The sequence below is a fragment of the Sphingomonas sp. FUKUSWIS1 genome (assembly GCF_000733135.1).
Classification (GTDB): Bacteria; Pseudomonadota; Alphaproteobacteria; order Sphingomonadales; family Sphingomonadaceae; genus Sphingomonas; species Sphingomonas aerolata.
Genome location: NZ_JPJC01000041.1, coordinates 43,639 through 58,836, shown reverse-complemented (window position 1 = coordinate 58,836; position 15,198 = coordinate 43,639). Strand labels below are relative to the sequence as shown.

10 protein-coding genes are annotated in these 15,198 nt (G+C 58.9%); 6 read left to right on the top strand and 4 right to left on the bottom strand.

Annotated elements, in window-relative coordinates:
• Window positions 1–42 precede the first annotated feature (42 nt).
• Together sphsw_RS03725 and sphsw_RS03720 are read right to left on the bottom strand one after the other, a co-directional pair.
• On the bottom strand, window positions 43–2,226 hold the full coding sequence (locus sphsw_RS03725; protein ID WP_160172598.1) for a TonB-dependent receptor: 2,184 nt from the start codon (window positions 2,224–2,226) through the stop codon (window positions 43–45).
• Between the two features lie 131 nt (window positions 2,227–2,357).
• Window positions 2,358–4,616 (bottom strand): bifunctional diguanylate cyclase/phosphodiesterase, encoded by a 2,259-nt coding sequence (locus sphsw_RS03720; RefSeq protein ID WP_160172597.1) that lies wholly within the window; start codon window positions 4,614–4,616, stop codon window positions 2,358–2,360.
• A 133-nt stretch (window positions 4,617–4,749) separates the two neighbouring features.
• Between sphsw_RS03720 and sphsw_RS03715 the strand changes: the two genes are divergently transcribed.
• From sphsw_RS03715 to tnpC, 4 genes are all read left to right on the top strand, one after another.
• Window positions 4,750–5,136, top strand: coding sequence for a hypothetical protein (locus sphsw_RS03715; RefSeq protein ID WP_152555369.1), 387 nt, complete (start codon window positions 4,750–4,752; stop codon window positions 5,134–5,136).
• A gap of 584 nt (window positions 5,137–5,720) precedes the next feature.
• The gene (gene tnpA, locus sphsw_RS03710; protein WP_031439430.1) at window positions 5,721–6,119 is read left to right on the top strand and encodes an IS66-like element accessory protein TnpA; all 399 of its coding nucleotides are present in this window, start codon (window positions 5,721–5,723) and stop codon (window positions 6,117–6,119) included.
• Complete coding sequence (gene tnpB, locus sphsw_RS03705) at window positions 6,116–6,463, top strand: IS66 family insertion sequence element accessory protein TnpB (RefSeq protein ID WP_031439429.1); 348 nt, start codon at window positions 6,116–6,118, stop codon at window positions 6,461–6,463. The genes tnpA and tnpB overlap by 4 nt, the downstream gene beginning before the upstream one ends.
• A 61-nt stretch (window positions 6,464–6,524) precedes the next feature.
• Window positions 6,525–8,078, top strand: coding sequence for an IS66 family transposase (gene tnpC / locus sphsw_RS03700; protein WP_031439428.1), 1,554 nt, complete (start codon window positions 6,525–6,527; stop codon window positions 8,076–8,078).
• Window positions 8,079–8,244: 166 nt separating this feature from the next.
• Here the strand turns inward: tnpC and sphsw_RS03695 are convergent, their stop codons facing one another.
• Complete coding sequence (locus sphsw_RS03695; RefSeq protein ID WP_031439427.1) at window positions 8,245–8,697, bottom strand: response regulator; 453 nt, start codon at window positions 8,695–8,697, stop codon at window positions 8,245–8,247.
• Window positions 8,694–9,800, bottom strand: coding sequence for a PAS domain-containing protein (locus sphsw_RS03690; protein ID WP_031439426.1), 1,107 nt, complete (start codon window positions 9,798–9,800; stop codon window positions 8,694–8,696). Before sphsw_RS03690 ends, sphsw_RS03695 begins: the two co-directional genes overlap by 4 nt.
• 276 nt (window positions 9,801–10,076) lie before the next feature.
• Here sphsw_RS03690 and sphsw_RS03685 point away from each other — a divergent pair, with 276 nt between their 5' ends.
• Window positions 10,077–12,461: a hybrid sensor histidine kinase/response regulator gene (locus sphsw_RS03685; RefSeq protein WP_052380830.1), complete on the top strand. Its 2,385-nt coding sequence runs from the start codon at window positions 10,077–10,079 to the stop codon at window positions 12,459–12,461.
• Between the two features lie 679 nt (window positions 12,462–13,140).
• Window positions 13,141–14,955 carry a vanadium-dependent haloperoxidase gene (locus tag sphsw_RS03680; RefSeq protein ID WP_152555368.1) on the top strand — a complete coding sequence of 605 codons (1,815 nt, stop codon included), beginning with the start codon at window positions 13,141–13,143 and terminating at the stop codon, window positions 14,953–14,955.
• Window positions 14,956–15,198: the final 243 nt, after the last annotated feature.

Genomic DNA, 15,198 nt, shown 5'->3' with positions numbered 1-15,198 from the left:
ATTCCTTCTGGAGCACGGGATACGGGACGGGAAGAACAGGACCTAGAAGCGTCGCGTAAGTGCTAGTCCCGCGGTGCGCGCAAGGATCGGGCCCCACAGAGTGGCTGGCGAGATCCCTCCGCCGTTGTCGGCACCGGCGTAGCACAGCGAGTTCGTCACGTTGCGGACGTAGCTTTCCAAACTCCATTCTGCATTACCGGCATATCCCAGCCGCACGTCGCCTCGGGCGCAGACAGGCACCCGCCCAAAGCCCCGGTCGTCGAACGAGCCCCGTGCGCGGCTGGCGTAGAACGCCTCGCTCTGCACGTACAATTCGCCGTTTCGAAGTGGCGTTTGTAGGCGCAAAATCGCGCTCGTGGTTAGCGTAGGATTGCCTAGACCACCGCAGTCGGAAAGCGTGCAGCCGCGATCGCCGGTCTTAACCGTACGCGTCCAGGCGCCGGTGAGCGCCAGACTGACGTGACGGCCAAACCGCAGCGCCGCCTCCGCCTCAATGCCGGTGCCCCGGACCCTACCGATATTGATGACCTGCGTACTGCGGAGCACCGGATCGAAGACGTTGGCCTGCAGGTCGTTGTAGATGTAGTGAAAAGCCGTAATGGCGGCGGTGCCGCGACCGTCAGGAAGTCGGCCTTTCACGCCCAGCTCAACGCTGCGGACCGTTTCCTTACCATAGTCGTCGGGCTTTGTGCCGGCGGGAACGAGATCGTAATCATCAAGCGGTTCGGAGGCGACGAGGCTGAACGTTCCAAACCCTCCCGCCTTCATGGTCTTGGTAGCGCTTAGATAGATCGTCCAGTCATGGTTTGGGGCCCAACGTGCGTAGACGCGCGGCGAAACGCCGTCCCAAGCCTGTGCCGCCCGGACGTAACCGCCAGTGTAGTAGGTCGAGAGCCAAACATTTCCCAACGTGCTCGCGACTTGCGGCACGTCGAGATCGAACCGCTTGTGATCCCACGTGTAGCGAGCACCTGCTCCGATCGTGAAATCCGGGCTGGCCTTCCAATCCACCGCCCCGTAGGCCGAGATACCCCAGTTGGCCGCTTTGGCGCGGTTCACGTCGGTCAGAATGCCGTCCGCCGCAGGTACAAAGACCCGATCGCTGCCATAGATGTCCGCCACCAACTGGTTGCAGTCCGGATATCCATAGCCTGGGCCGCAGACGATCTTCTCCGATATGCCGTTGGTATAACTGCCTTTCACGCGCTCATGGTAAGCCGAAATGCCTGCCGCCCATTGCAGCGGACCATTGCCCGTCGAGACGGCGGTGAACTCCTGACTGGCATAGTCGCCGTGCTGTCTGACGCCGAACGAATCGATGACCAAGGGTGTGCCGTCGTAGTCCTCAAGATACCGATAGCGATGAGCACGTAGTCCGGTCAGCGAGGCAAGCGTCACCGAGCCTGCATCGTGATCGATCCGTAGGGTTAGCGATCCGACACGGCTGTGGTCACGCAGCTTCGATAGATCACTGTCGACGTCCCGCCGACCGCCCCGGATCTCCAGTTGTGGATTCAGTTCGCGTAGCAGGTCAATCACCGCCGCATCGTTGATCCTAGCGCGATGCGGTGTGCCGCCAAGTTCGCGGTCGTCATATTCACCCGTAAGCCGTACCGTCGTGTCATTGCCCCGATGAAGCAGTGATACACGAGTTGCGGCCACGTCGCGGGATCCCAATTGTTTCGCATTGGGGAAGCTCGCATTTTGTGACGATCCTCTCTCGGTTTCCCGATCAACGGCCGCGCGAAGCGCCCAACCATCGCCTAAAGCGGCGTTGTAAGCCCCCTGAACCTCAAAGCGGTGCCTAGTGCCCGCACGGATCGTCACGTAGCCTTCGGCCGCGTCCGGTTCGGGCGCCTTGGTGACGATTGCCAGAGCTCCGGAAATCGCATTGCGACCGAACAGGAACACCTGCGGCCCGCGTAGCGCCTCAACGCGTTCCAAATCATAGGCGGTGGTGATCACCGAACCTGTCCGACCTTGGTGAACGCCGTCTCGAAAAATTCCAATCGAGGGGTCGCCACCAAGCCCGTAGTCGTTTGAAACGATGCCGCGAATGGCGATGCCGTCGACGAAGTTGTTCTCTGCGAAGCCGGAAAAACCGGGCGTGAACCGTATAACTGCCTTGGTATCACCCAAATCCGCTGCGTCGAAGCCTTTTCCGGACAAGGAAGTGATCGCGGCCGGTACGTCTATTTGACGCTCCGATCGACGCTGTGCGGTCACGATGATGTCCCTTGGTTCGTCGACGTCAATTCGTGATGTGGGAAGCTGGGCTGATGACGTGGTCGAGACCGATCCCGTCAACATCGCACCTGCCACCAGTCGCGAGAGCAAGATTTGTGAGATACGAATTGCTATTTCGCCACGCGCAGCGACGCTACCGGATCGACGGTGAACCCCTGGGATACAAGTGTGTTCAATTCTCGTACATGGTCAGTTGCTTTGATAGGTGGAAGCGCTCGTCCGTAGAGCCACCCCTGGAACTGATAGCAACCGAGCGCCTGAAGAATCCGCGCTTCGCTAAGGTACTCGACGCCTTCGGCCACCACTTCGATGCCGAGTGCACGGCCAACGTCGATGACGGCCTTCACCAAGGAAGCAGAGCGCGGGTCCTGCAGCTTGCCGTCGCAGATGAAGCTGCGGTCTATCTTAAGTTTGTCGAAGGTAAAGTCTTGGAGGTAGCTCAGGCTTGAATAGCCCGTTCCAAAGTCGTCGAGACTGATCTTGAAGCCCATAGCTCGAATGGCGTCAAAGGTTTTCCGGGTATCGGCAGTTGAATTCAGAAGGAGACCCTCCGTTATCTCGAACATTATGTGCGCAGGGTCAGCGCCGCTTATGCGTAGTTCGCGACTAAGGGTGTTGATCAGGCCAGCGGTGCTGATCTGCAGCGGTGACAGGTTGATAGAAACCCATAGCCCCGGCCACCGCAGGGAATCACGGAAGGCCTGTGAGATGATCCAGTCCCCAAGTATGGGCATCAGTCCCGCTCGCTCGGCGATCGGGATGAATTCTGCTGGCGGCATCGCTGCCGCATCGTCCGCCGGCCAGCGCAGCAGGGCTTCCATGCCGCAGACGCAGGCGCTGCGGATATCGACGATGGGTTGGTAGTGGAGTTCGAAGCGGCTGGCTTCAAGCGCATCCTGAATCCGCGTTTCACGTTCCTTCCGCACAACGATCTGGTCGTGCATGCCGCGGTGATACACTGCGCAACGCGCGCGGCCGCCGTCCTTGGCCTCGTACAGGCCAATATCAGCGTTGCGCAGCAACTCGCTGCTTCCGCGGCCGTGATCTGGTGCAATCGCAATACCGACCGATACGCCAATGCGTGACGGCTTTCCTGCGAGATCGAAAGGCTCTGCGAAAGCGCGTTGTATGCGATTTCCAAAGTCCTCTACCGATAGCCACTTTTCCGCATGCACCAGAGCAAACTCGTCGCCGCCGAAGCGCGAGACGAGAACACTGTCCGGGAAACCATTTCGCAATCGTTTGGCGACGGTCTTGATGAGAACATCGCCGACCTCGTGGCCCCATGTGTCATTGACGGTCTTGAAGTTATCGATGTCGCAAAATGCTACCATTGCGGGATTTGAGTCAATCAGGTGGGGAGCAAGCAATTTGTTGAAGTGTTGCATGAAGAGACGACGATTGGGAAGCGAAGATAGCGGATCAAAGTTGGCAAGGAAACTGGCCTCTCGCTCTTTGTCGATCAGCGAGATTGTCATTTTCTGCATTCGGCGGAATGTTGCGACTAGCAGAAATGCGGCGATCGCGGTAACGATGACGAAGAGCGGCAAGACGTATTGTAAGAGGATCCGGCCTGGTCGGCGGGAGGCCCATACAAGTTGGACGATCGGTTGGCCCTTATCATCTGTTAAAATATATGTGCCCGAATATTTATGCGAGGACGTTAGCGGTCTTACATGAAGCCCGTTGATCAGCAACGTGTCGGCATAGGTCTGAATGCGCTGCTCATTGATTTTGACGGCGCTGACGATCAAATGCGGCCGCTGCCGCAAGACCACACGTTCAGTGACTGGCACGATCGTCATGACCGTTAGTATCACAGCCTCGCCGGCATCCCCGATGATATGCGAACTCCAACGGCCACGCGAGTTGCTGCCGAGGGAGCCAGGGTACGCTCCACGATGTGTCTCAATGTTCGCGTCGCGTATTCGGCGACCGTCCTCTTTGCCGCTGCGCACGATCCTGACCAGTTCTGCTAATTCGCCGCCGTAAGGTCGAAGCGAAGAGGGGGGAAGCTGCCGACCGCCTTCGTAACCGTAGACTGGCTTGTTATCCTGATCGAGTATCCAGACGGCATCGTGTCCGTTCACCTTGCTGAGATATTGACCGATTTCATTGTTAAACCAGTCAACATCCATAACCGATGTCGTGGTCTTCTCGGCTGCGACGTCCCAAAATGCGATACTCTGAATTTCGTTTAAGGCTTCCACCACGTCTTGGCTGACAGCATTGTCAATTAGCTGCCTTTGCGTGTTCATTGCATCGGAATTCATTGAGAGTCCGGCAAGCATGATCGCAAGGATCCCGGCGAGAGCCAGGCATAACACGACGCTTGCAACGGTTGCAGTGGGCTTCACATGACGGGGCATACTGATCGTTGGAGGAACGTATGTCATACCCGATCGGCCTTCTCGTCTGCCTCCCCTAGAAATCATAGGCCAATAGTGTTTTAGCATCGTTTGAGCCTATGGTTAGCATATGCTTTACAGGCGGTTAAGAGGCATGTGCGGTCTGAACCGCGTGCCCGAGCCAATCAAGTGGTTGACCGATAACGGCAGCTGCTACACCTCTCGCAACACACGTGCGTTCGCGGTTGCTGACAACGCCGATCTACGAGATGCAGAAGTGCGCGGCAGCGTTAGCAGAGCGTTCAGCAGACTGGACTATGGCGGCGGCATGCCCATCACCGATCCAGACAATCGCGCCGAACTGATCGAAACCATCCATCAGCCTTGGAAGGCAACGCTAGGCGAATGCCTGCGTCGCTGGAACGGACTTGATCCACTTAGGCGCACGCAAAGCTATCTGGTGATTGAGAAGAACAGCGGTAATAGGCTGACGCTGAATGCAGCTATGATCGCTATCATGGCTGAACGCCTGGTGGCTTGACGCCTATCGGGCGGGTCGCTCAGCGAGATTTGGCTCTCGCCGCACGATCGTCATCGGGAACCTTCACTATTTCCCGAGCGACCGTGCCGGATCCACTCCGCTTGGCAGCGCGCGGTGCCGAGGACACGATCGCCGGCATCCGTGCCCGGCTCATCGCGAAATCTTCAGCCAATAGATGATGTGTAGGTTGATAAGCCCCGGTTTCTCAATATGCAGCCAGAGAATTGGAGATGCAGGTGTCATATTTGCTTTCAGAAGCCGACACGCAAGCGGCCCAAACGCCTATTAGGCGGCGCAAAATACACGATAAACGCCAGTAGGGGTTGGCGACGGCGTTTTGCGACGGTCGGGAGGCTGCCGTCTGAAATCACCAGTTTGTCGCACAACGATATTTACGACCGGGTTTTTCACACATCTGATCGCCAAATGACGATAACGGGGGAGGAAGGGTAAGCGCGGTCTGAGGGCCGCCTTGTAGGCGGAGCGTTCAACGGGTTGATGGCAGCTCTTTGAACGGGGCCGTAATGTCGGACGAGACTATCGAACCAGCTGCAGATGTAGCGAGTAGTCATACGACCGGTCGTATGAGTGGTCGTATCGAGATTGTCGGGCGGGTGTCGGGTCGACGCCGCTGGACGGTCGAGGAGAAGCTGGCGATCCTGCGCGATGCGTTTGGGCCGGATGGGTCGGTCCGGGCGGCGGTCGAGCGTCACGAGGTCGGCAGCGGCGCGATCTACACCTGGCGGCGCCAGGCGATGTCGGGTGCACTGAGCGGAGTGCCGGCCCGGCCTCAGACCGCATTTGCCGAAGTCCAAATCAGCGAGCCGCCCATGATGCTGCCGGCGCCGCCCGTCGAGGCGCCAGCGGACGCCCGGACCGCGGGGCAGATCGGCATCGAGCTGCCTTCGGGTGTGCGACTTACCGTCGACGGCACGGTCGACGCCGAGGCGCTGTCGCGCGTGATCGGCGTGCTGACCCGATGATCCCGCAGCCGACATCGACGCGGATATTCCTGGCGTGCGGCGTCACCGACATGCGCAAGGGCTTCGATGGCCTGGCGGTATTGGTGCAGCAGGTGCTCCGGGAGAAACCACATTCCGGTGCGCTGTTCGCGTTCCGTGGCAAGCGCGGCGACCTGATCAAATTGCTGTGGTTCGACGGTCAGGGACTCTGCCTGTTTTCGAAGCGGATGGACCGGGGGCGTTTCGTCTGGCCGGTGACCGCGACAGGCACAGTGGCGCTGACATCGGCGCAGGTGTCGATGCTTCTGGAGGGCATCGACTGGCGCCGCCCAGAGCGGACATGGGCACCAACATTGGCCGGCTGAAAACATAGCTTTTCCGCCATTTTTGCTCGTGTGAGAGTGCGCGAACTGCTATGAAAGTGAGGTGTCGCAAGCATCTCTTGCCCCATCTGATGCCGAGGCGCGGATCGCCGTGCTGGAGGCCTCGCTCGCCCGAGCCAATGCAGCACTTGCCGCCCGCGACCTGCTCATCGAGACACTGCGTGGACAGATCGCTCGGCTGCGGCGGATGCAGTTTGGCGCATCCTCCGAGAAGTTGACGCGCGAGATCGCCCAGCTCGAACTCGCACTTGAGGAACTGGAAACCGAGAGCGCAGTCCCGGAGACCGGCGCGGTCTTGTCAGACACGCCCGTGCGGCCGGCACCAGTCCGTGCGTTGCCCGACCACCTGCCACGCGCGGAGGTCGTCCACGAACCCGCCTCCGGCGCCTGCACATGCCCGGACTGTGGCGGTGCGCTACGCCGTCTCGGGCAGGACGCCCATGAGATGCTCGATGTCCTGCCGGTGCACTGGCGCGTGGTGCGGAACGTCCGACCGAAATACAGCTGCCGGACGTGTGAGAAGATCGTCCAGGCGGCTGCCCCGGTGAAGGCAGTCGCACGCGGAAAGGCGACATTCGCAACGCTGGCCCATGTCGTCGTCTCGAAGTTCGAACATCACCTGCCGCTTTATCGGCAGTCCGAGATGATGGCGGCCCAAGGCTTGGACATCGACCGCTCGACGCTGGCGGGCTGGGTCGGTCATGCAGCCGCGCTGCTTGACCCCATCGTCAGTCGCATCCGCGAGGAAGTGCTGAAAGGCGACAAGATCCACGCGGACGACACGCCAGTCCCGGTGCTCGACCCAGGCCGCGGACGCACCGCGACCGGGCGACTATGGGTCTATGCAGTCGATGACCGCGCCTCCGGTAACACGGCTCCGCCAGCGACATGGTATCGCTTCACGACCGACCGTACCGGTGCACATCCGCAAGCCCATCTCGCCGGATTTCGAGGCTTCCTCCAGGCCGACGCCTATGCCGGTTACGACGGGCTCTATCGAAGCGGCGTCACAGAAGTCGCGTGCTGGGCCCATTTCAGGCGCAAGGTGTTCGACTTGCACGAGCGGGTTGCCACGCCGCTGACCACCGAGATTCTTGAACGCATCGGTGCCTTGTACAGCATAGAGGCCGAGGTCCGCGGCAGGCCGCCTGACGTGCGGCTGGCGGCGCGGCAGAACCGGACGAAGCCGCTAGTCGATGCGCTGCGCGAGGCACTGGACGCAGCACTGCGCCGCCTGTCGCCAAAGTCCGACATGGCCAAGGCTATCGCCTATGGCACGAAGCGATGGCTCGCACTGTGTCGCTTCCTCGATGACGGGCGCCTGGAGATCGACAACAACATCGCCGAACGCGCGTTGCGCGGCGTTGCCGTCGGACGGCGAAACTGGCTGTTCGCTGGTTCGAATACGGGCGGCGAGCGCGCTGCGGCGATCTACACCGTCATCCAGACCTGCAAGGCCAACGGCGTCGACCCGCAGGCCTACATCGCCGACGTCACTGGGAAGATCGCAGCGGATTGGCCGGCCGCGCGATGGGACGAACTCATGCCCTGGAACTGGTCCGCGCAAACCGCAGAGCGAGTGGCGCAAGCCGCGTAATCTGCGGCCTGCCGGCCACGCTTACGAGGAAGGCAGCCCGTCCGTTATTGGAAGTGCATGTGGCGTTAGCGGATGCCGCCTGTTGGTGGGGCCGTTACTAAGGTTCGTATTTCTCAGATAGTGGTATGGTGGCGATGTGCCATCCTAGTCGGCGTCGATAAGGCTTCTACGCTACCGTCCTCGCCCACCGGCCTTCGAGGCTGGGTGATGGAATGAGGCTCGCTGGCCGCGGCATGCTAGGCGGTGGTGCAAACACACCGTTCGCCAAGTAGTTAATGGCATTAACGACACCTGCATGGGAGAAAGGTTTGGCAATCACTCCATGCGCACCGGAGAAATCCGCCGGTATCTTCGAGACGTTGGCCGTGACGAAAACGATCAGCGCGTCCGGCCAGTGCGTCCGTATGTAACGACACACGTCCAGGCCGCTCGAGCCATGCGCTAGATGAATATCAACAAACGCGAGCTGCGGATTGAGATCGTCGGGTAGCGCCTCAACGTCATGGAGGCTGGCCGCCTCAGCCAGAACGCGATGTCCACTATCCTCGACCATCGCCTCCATATCCATTGCGAGGAGCATTTCGTCCTCAACAATCAAAACTTGCATTGTATTGGTCATGATCGCGCTTCGGTCTGAGGAAACGTGATCGTCACGCATGTTCCAGGCATATTGTTGCGCCAAGTAGCCTCCGCGCGAGCTTGGCGCGCAAGACGAGTAATCAGCGACGTGCCAATGCTCTTGCTGCGGGCGGCTGAAGGCATGCCCGGGCCGTCATCGCATATTTGGATGGTCCCATAGTCGTTACCTCCTTCGACAACGAGACTGAGGTGACCCGAGCGGCCATCTGTGAAGGCGTGCTTGACGGCATTCGTTAGAATCTCGTTGAGGATCAGCCCGAGCGCGGATGCATTGGCTGCATCCACGAACAGAGGCTGAGCCTTAACGTCCAACGTGATGTCGCTACGACCGCTTGACCCGACCACATCCGATACCAGGCTTTGCGCGAAGCTACCTATATCGAACCGTGCGATGTCGGAGGATTGGTAGAGCTGGCGATGGACCACCGCGAGGGCATCGACACGTTCGAGCATGGAATCCAGCTTCGATGCCACGGAAGGATCGTCGATAGTGCGGACCTGAAGGCGCAACAGCGATCCGATCATGGTAAGATTGTTTTTAACCCGATGATCGACCTCATGAAGAAGGATGGTCTTGGCATCCAGCGCGGCGCGCAGATCGGCGGTACGACGCTCGACCTCGCGTTCGACCAGCAGCTTCTGATCATTGATAATATTTTGAGCCTCGACACGATCGCTGACGTCAAGCTGGGATGCGAAGAAAAAGCGGACGATCCCCTCGTTATCCCTGACTGGCGACAGATACAGCGCGTTCCAGAACGTCGTTCCGTCCTTGCGATAATTCAGCAGATCGACGTCAACGGCTTGCCCGACCCTGATGGCTTCGCGGACTTTATCGACTGTCGCAGGGTCGGTTTCGGGGCCTTGTAGAAAGCGGCAGTTTCGTCCGAGGATCTCGTCACGGGAATAACCCGTCAACTCCTGAAACGCGACGTTGCAAAACACGATCGGGTTATCATCGCGGGCCGGGTCAGTGATGACCATAGGCATCCGTGTGGCACGAACAGCTGCCGCAAAGGGGTCGCCACGGCCATGTTCGTAATCGAGTACGTCAGTTAGATGCCAGTCGTCGCGTTGTTTCAAAGCTACCTCCAGCGAAGGCCGGAAGGCTCCACGCATGCGTGAACGTCGCTTACAGGAATATCGTTCCATTAGAGCCAGATCGTAGGCGGCATTTCTTGTCGAGATCATTGATTGTGACATGGCGATTGTGCATTCTCGACATTGGATGCTCGCCGGTAACGGATTATTTTTCGATGCGGCGGATCGTTTTCGCCTGTCGCAAGGCAATGCCCGTAGCGCGCTGATAAGATAACGGAAGGTATGCCCCTTGCCGTTGTGCAGGGAACTTCAGGCTCAATGTCGAAACAGTCCGAGGCAGACCAGACGATGTCCTTAAGCGGTTCCTTCCATGCCAGCGAGCACGAAGCGGAAACCCGGTTTCGGAATATGGCCGACCATGCTCCGGTCATGATGTGGGTTACAGAGCCGGATGGCTACTGCAGCTATCTCAATAAGCGTTGGTATGAGTTTACGGGGCAAACCGAGGAAGAAGCGCTCGGTCTGGGCTGGACGGCAGCGACTCATCCGGATGACCAGAAGCTAGCCGAGGACACTTTCCTTGCTGCGGTCGCCGTTCAAGGTCCGTTTCGCGTCGAGTATCGGCTGCGCCGTGCCGATGGCGTGTATCGGTGGGCAATTGACGCTGCCGCGCCGCGCTTCGCCGATGACGGAAGCTTTCTTGGTCATGTCGGCTCAGTCATCGACATCGACGAGCGTCGAGAGGCAGAAGATAAGCTGGCATTCAACGAAGAGCGACTTCGTCTCGCACTTGAGGTTGCGGAGATCGGGCAGTGGCATGTCGATACCGACACAGGAGTTATGTTCTGGCCACCGCGAGTGAAAGCGATGTTCGGTATTTCGCCCGATGTCCCGGTGACGCTGGCAGACTATTCCAACGGCGTGCATCCGGATGATCGGGAAAAGACCCTCGCAGCTTACGAAGCAGCCTCCGACCCCCGGAATCGTCCTCTTTACGATGTCGAATATCGAACGATCGGCAGGGAAGACGGCGTCGTTAGGTGGGTGGCCGCAAAAGGCCGTGGTTTGTTCGATGCCGAGGGCACATGTTATCGCATGATCGGCACGGCTGTCGACATCACGTCGCGCAAGGCTGACGAGTTGCGGCTTCGCGAGCTAAACGAGTCTCTTGAAGCGCAGGTGGCCGAACGCACGGCCGATCGTAACCGTATGTGGCTGCTTTCGACGGACCTGATGTTGGTCACTCGGTTTGACGCGACGGTCACAGCCGTAAATCCTGCGTGGACGACCCTTCTTGGCTGGGCCGAAAGTGAATTGGTCGAGAGGCGCTTTATCGATCTCGTCCACCCGGAAGATGTAGCAACCACGCTGCATGAAGTGGAAAAGCTGTCCGAAGGGCGGACCACCATGCGGTTTGAAAACCGATATCGACGCAAGGACGGCACTTATCACTGGCTGTCGTGGACGGCGGTGCCCGGTGAAGGTTTAATCCATGCCGTCGCCCGCGACATATCAGGCGAGAAGGAGCAGGCCGAAGCACTGAAGCTGGCTGAGGACGCCCTGCGCCAAGCACAGAAGATGGAAGCGATCGGGCAACTTACTGGTGGGGTTGCTCACGACTTCAACAACCTCCTCACCGTGATACGGGGGTCGGTCGATCTGCTGCGGCGTCCGAACCTTACGGCCGAACGGCGCGACCGATATATCGCCGCAATCGGCGATACTGCTGATCGGGCCGCGAAGCTGACGGGTCAGTTGCTGGCCTTTGCGCGCCGCCAGGCGCTGATGCCGGAGCTGTTTGACGTAGCTCCGAGTATTCTGGACGTGGCCACGATGGTACGGACTCTAGCGGGGGGGCGTATTGAATTAGAATTGAAGTCCCCAAAAGAGCCGTTGCTGGTCAAGGCTGACCGAAGCCAGTTCGACACCGCGATCGTTAATCTCGCGATTAACGCGCGTGACGCCATGAATGGCGAGGGAGTGCTTACAATCGCTTTAGGCGCCGTTTCAGGTTTGCCTGCACGTCGAGCGCATGAGGCGGTTGCTGGCGACTTCGTCGCTGTGGCGGTGACGGATCAAGGGACCGGTATTGCTCAAGAGAATCTCAACCGTATCTTTGAACCCTTCTTCACGACCAAGGGGGCCGGGCACGGCACCGGACTTGGTCTGAGCCAGGTCATCGGTTTTGCCAAGCAGTCTGGCGGCGATATCAGGGTGGAGAGTGAGTTTGGAAAGGGAAGTACCTTCACACTCTATCTTCCACGGATGCTGACAGACGCCGGAAGACAGGACGAGCCGTTGGCTGAGGAGAGCATAGACGGACGCGGCATCTGCGTACTCATCGTCGAAGACAATGCTGACGTCGGAGACTTTGCGACCAGCGCGTTGCAGGATTTGGGCTATGCCAGCGTCCTCGCCCGGGACGCAGAAAAGGCCCTCGCCGAATTGGAAAAGGACGCTGAAAAGTTTGATGTCTTATTCACTGATGTAGTCATGCCCGGAGTAAGCGGCGTTGAATTGGCAGAGCGCGTTCGACGTCACTACCCGGATCTACCGATAATTCTTACGAGCGGCTACAGCCATGTTCTTGCAGAAAACGGTGCGCATGGGTTCGAGCTTTTGCATAAGCCCTACTCCCTGGAGCAGCTTTCCCGCATTTTACATAAGGCTATTCGCCGGGGAGCGACAAACTTACAAACGTGATCGATTAGTATACCAGACACCTTTTTGTCTATGTGCTGATATACGACGACATTGTTTCAGGGCGTGACGCCCCGCCTTAAATTGTATTGGTTGGGGGCCGACACGGAACGGCGGGCAACATGGTCAAGCGAACGCCCACCGCTGCAAGCCCGCTTTCCCAAAAACCGTTCCCAAAACGTTTTCCGAAATGGCGCCGGTACATAGAACGGACCCAGATATACGCCAGCGCCGTCAGCCCGTTGCAAGCGTCCGAAATCACCTGTTTCTCACACATTCGTGACGGCAACCGGGGTTTTCCATCATCTGGTTGCTCGATGACTTGAATTGGGAACTTTCCTGCCCGTCTGCTTTTCCCGTCGGTACCTGATGTCACAACCGTTCGAGACTGTTAGAAAAGGGCTGGTTGCGAAGGGGCTGAAGGCAACGATTGCGAAGTTGGGCCATGGTGTTGCCGGTCAGCCGCGTTCGCAAGCGGATAGGTGCATTCTAGAACGGTAACACGAGCCTGTTTGATCACACCCGTTGCGATGGAAACGGTTAGTGAGGGTGATACGAAATACAAAGGTTCTTTTTTACAAATACTTGCCGATAAATGCTGATCCTATTCTAAATCTTTAAAATGTTGTATTGCTCGCTGGCACAATAGACCGACTCGGTTTAGTCAGCATGGAGGTGACTCGTGTTCGAAGCGGCGCCGACTTCGTCAGTCGATCAACTGCGTAATGTGGTCCCAGTTTTCTACTGGAACTTCGTCGCGCTGGAGATGAATCGCCTAACGCACAGCTTGAGCGGTCCGCAAACGGGGCCAACCATGAGTTCGCGTGCGCTCGGTCTCTTTCACCTAGCGATTCATGATGCGTGGTTCGGCCTGCAGACCTCGCCGACATTCCCGCCCTATCTCGGCATGTCATTGCCCGTCTTGCCGACTGGTGGCGGATCGCTCGGCCTTACCGCTCAAGAGGTGGCCATTGGCGGCGCTGCAGTGACGGTTCTGGACGCGCTCTACCGGAGCGCAGGCGCGGGCATTTCCGTGCTCGCCAGGGACCAGCTCGTGTCGGCGCTCGATAAGATGATATCCGACGCGCCATTCCAGCTAAACGCACTCGATCCCGCATTCGCGTTTGGACAGGCAGTAGCTGGCAGGATTCTCACGCTGCTCGCCGTTCAACCGGGGCAAATCGGTGCCGGACAAGGCCATTATAAGCCTCGTACCGATCGCTATTATTTTCGCGATGAACCGGTCAACCCGGTCAGGCTCCCCGTCATCGACCCCGACCATCCGGATCGGGGCGACAAGCCAATGCGAATATACCACGGGCCTTTTTACGGTACGACCGTCGCGACCTTCTCGGTGGCGAACGAGGACGCTCTAATCCTGGCACCCCCACCTAAAGATGAGCCTGCAAACCCCGGGCCGGAGCGTGCCGAGTATCGCGCGGCTCTGCGCGAGGTAAAACGACTTGGCGGGGCGGCCCATGCCGCTGGCACGACGCGGACGCCGAACCAGACGGTCGCGGCCTATTTTTGGGCCTATGACGGCGCCAACCTGATCGGGACACCACCACGCCTATACAACCAGATTGTCCGAACCATCGCCTGGGAACGCCGCGGCATGCAGGCCGACCCGGCGCTGCAGGTGGACGAGTTCGTCCGGGTCTTCGCGCTCGCGAACACGGCGATGGCTGATGCCGGCAAGTTCTCGTGGCGCGAGAAGTACCGGTACGAGTTCTGGCGCCCACTGTCGGGGGTCCGCGAGCATGACGCCATCCAAGGTCCCGAGTGGGACGACGCTGCGGGGACCTTGTCGAGCGAACAGCCAGTGAGCGAGCCAACCGACGGCATGCGCGATGGCGACCCGTTTTGGGAGGCGTTAGGTGCACCCGAGACTAACACTGACAAGATCGCGTTCAAGCCGCCCTTTCCGGCCTACCCCTCGGGTCATGCAACGTTTGGTGCCGCCTGCTTCCAGATCGTCCGGCTGTTCTACAAAGACCGCAACAATCTATCCTTTGGCGACCATGACTGCGATGAGATCGGCTTCTCGTTAGTCTCAGACGAACTCGATGGTTACAGCCGCGACCTTCACCAGGCCTATACCGCCGCGCGCCCGATCGCCGATCAGCCGGGAACGATCCGCACCCGGATCTCGCGATCGTTCCCCAGCCTGTGGCACGCAATTTTCGAAAACTCGCTCAGTCGTATTTTTCTCGGCGTCCACTGGCGTTTCGATGCGTTCCGCGCCTCCGATGCGCTTAGCAACCCGACCGGGAATAATGCCAAGTATAAGGATCCTTGCCGGATCAGCTATGATCTGACGGCAGGCGAAATGGTGGGAGGTGTGCCGCTCGGCCTGTCCATCGCAGACCAAATCTGGGCGGCAAATATGTCCCCTGGACCTGCAGTGGCTGAGTCGATCGCGAAAATCACACCATTAATGGCCAGTGTTATACCACCAACACCCCGGGTGGAGTCGTCTAACACCAATATCAGGTGAGGCACTCGAGTAGGAATGCCTGATGGCCTAGAACCATCTCCGCCGTTAATGAACGCCTAGTTCTCTCACCAGACCAGGCGCTGTCCTGAGACGCATATTTTAGCCAAGCTTGAATGGACTTATAACGGCAACCTTGCGATTCCCCTGCCATATCTCAAGTCCGCAACGATTGATGTGATCGGCAGCTTCAGCAATCGATTGTTCGTCGTGCAGCGCTGAGAGGTCCGCCCCTCTTACGATTTC

Coding starts and splice junctions, on each gene's coding strand:
- sphsw_RS03720 (WP_160172597.1), bottom strand. CDS start 4,616: ATGCCCCGTCATGTGAAGCCCACTGCAACCGTTGCAAGCGTCGTGTTA.
- sphsw_RS03715 (WP_152555369.1), top strand. CDS start 4,750: ATGTGCGGTCTGAACCGCGTGCCCGAGCCAATCAAGTGGTTGACCGAT.
- tnpA (WP_031439430.1), top strand. CDS start 5,721: ATGAGTGGTCGTATCGAGATTGTCGGGCGGGTGTCGGGTCGACGCCGC.
- tnpB (WP_031439429.1), top strand. CDS start 6,116: ATGATCCCGCAGCCGACATCGACGCGGATATTCCTGGCGTGCGGCGTC.
- sphsw_RS03695 (WP_031439427.1), bottom strand. CDS start 8,697: ATGACCAATACAATGCAAGTTTTGATTGTTGAGGACGAAATGCTCCTC.
- sphsw_RS03685 (WP_052380830.1), top strand. CDS start 10,077: ATGTCGAAACAGTCCGAGGCAGACCAGACGATGTCCTTAAGCGGTTCC.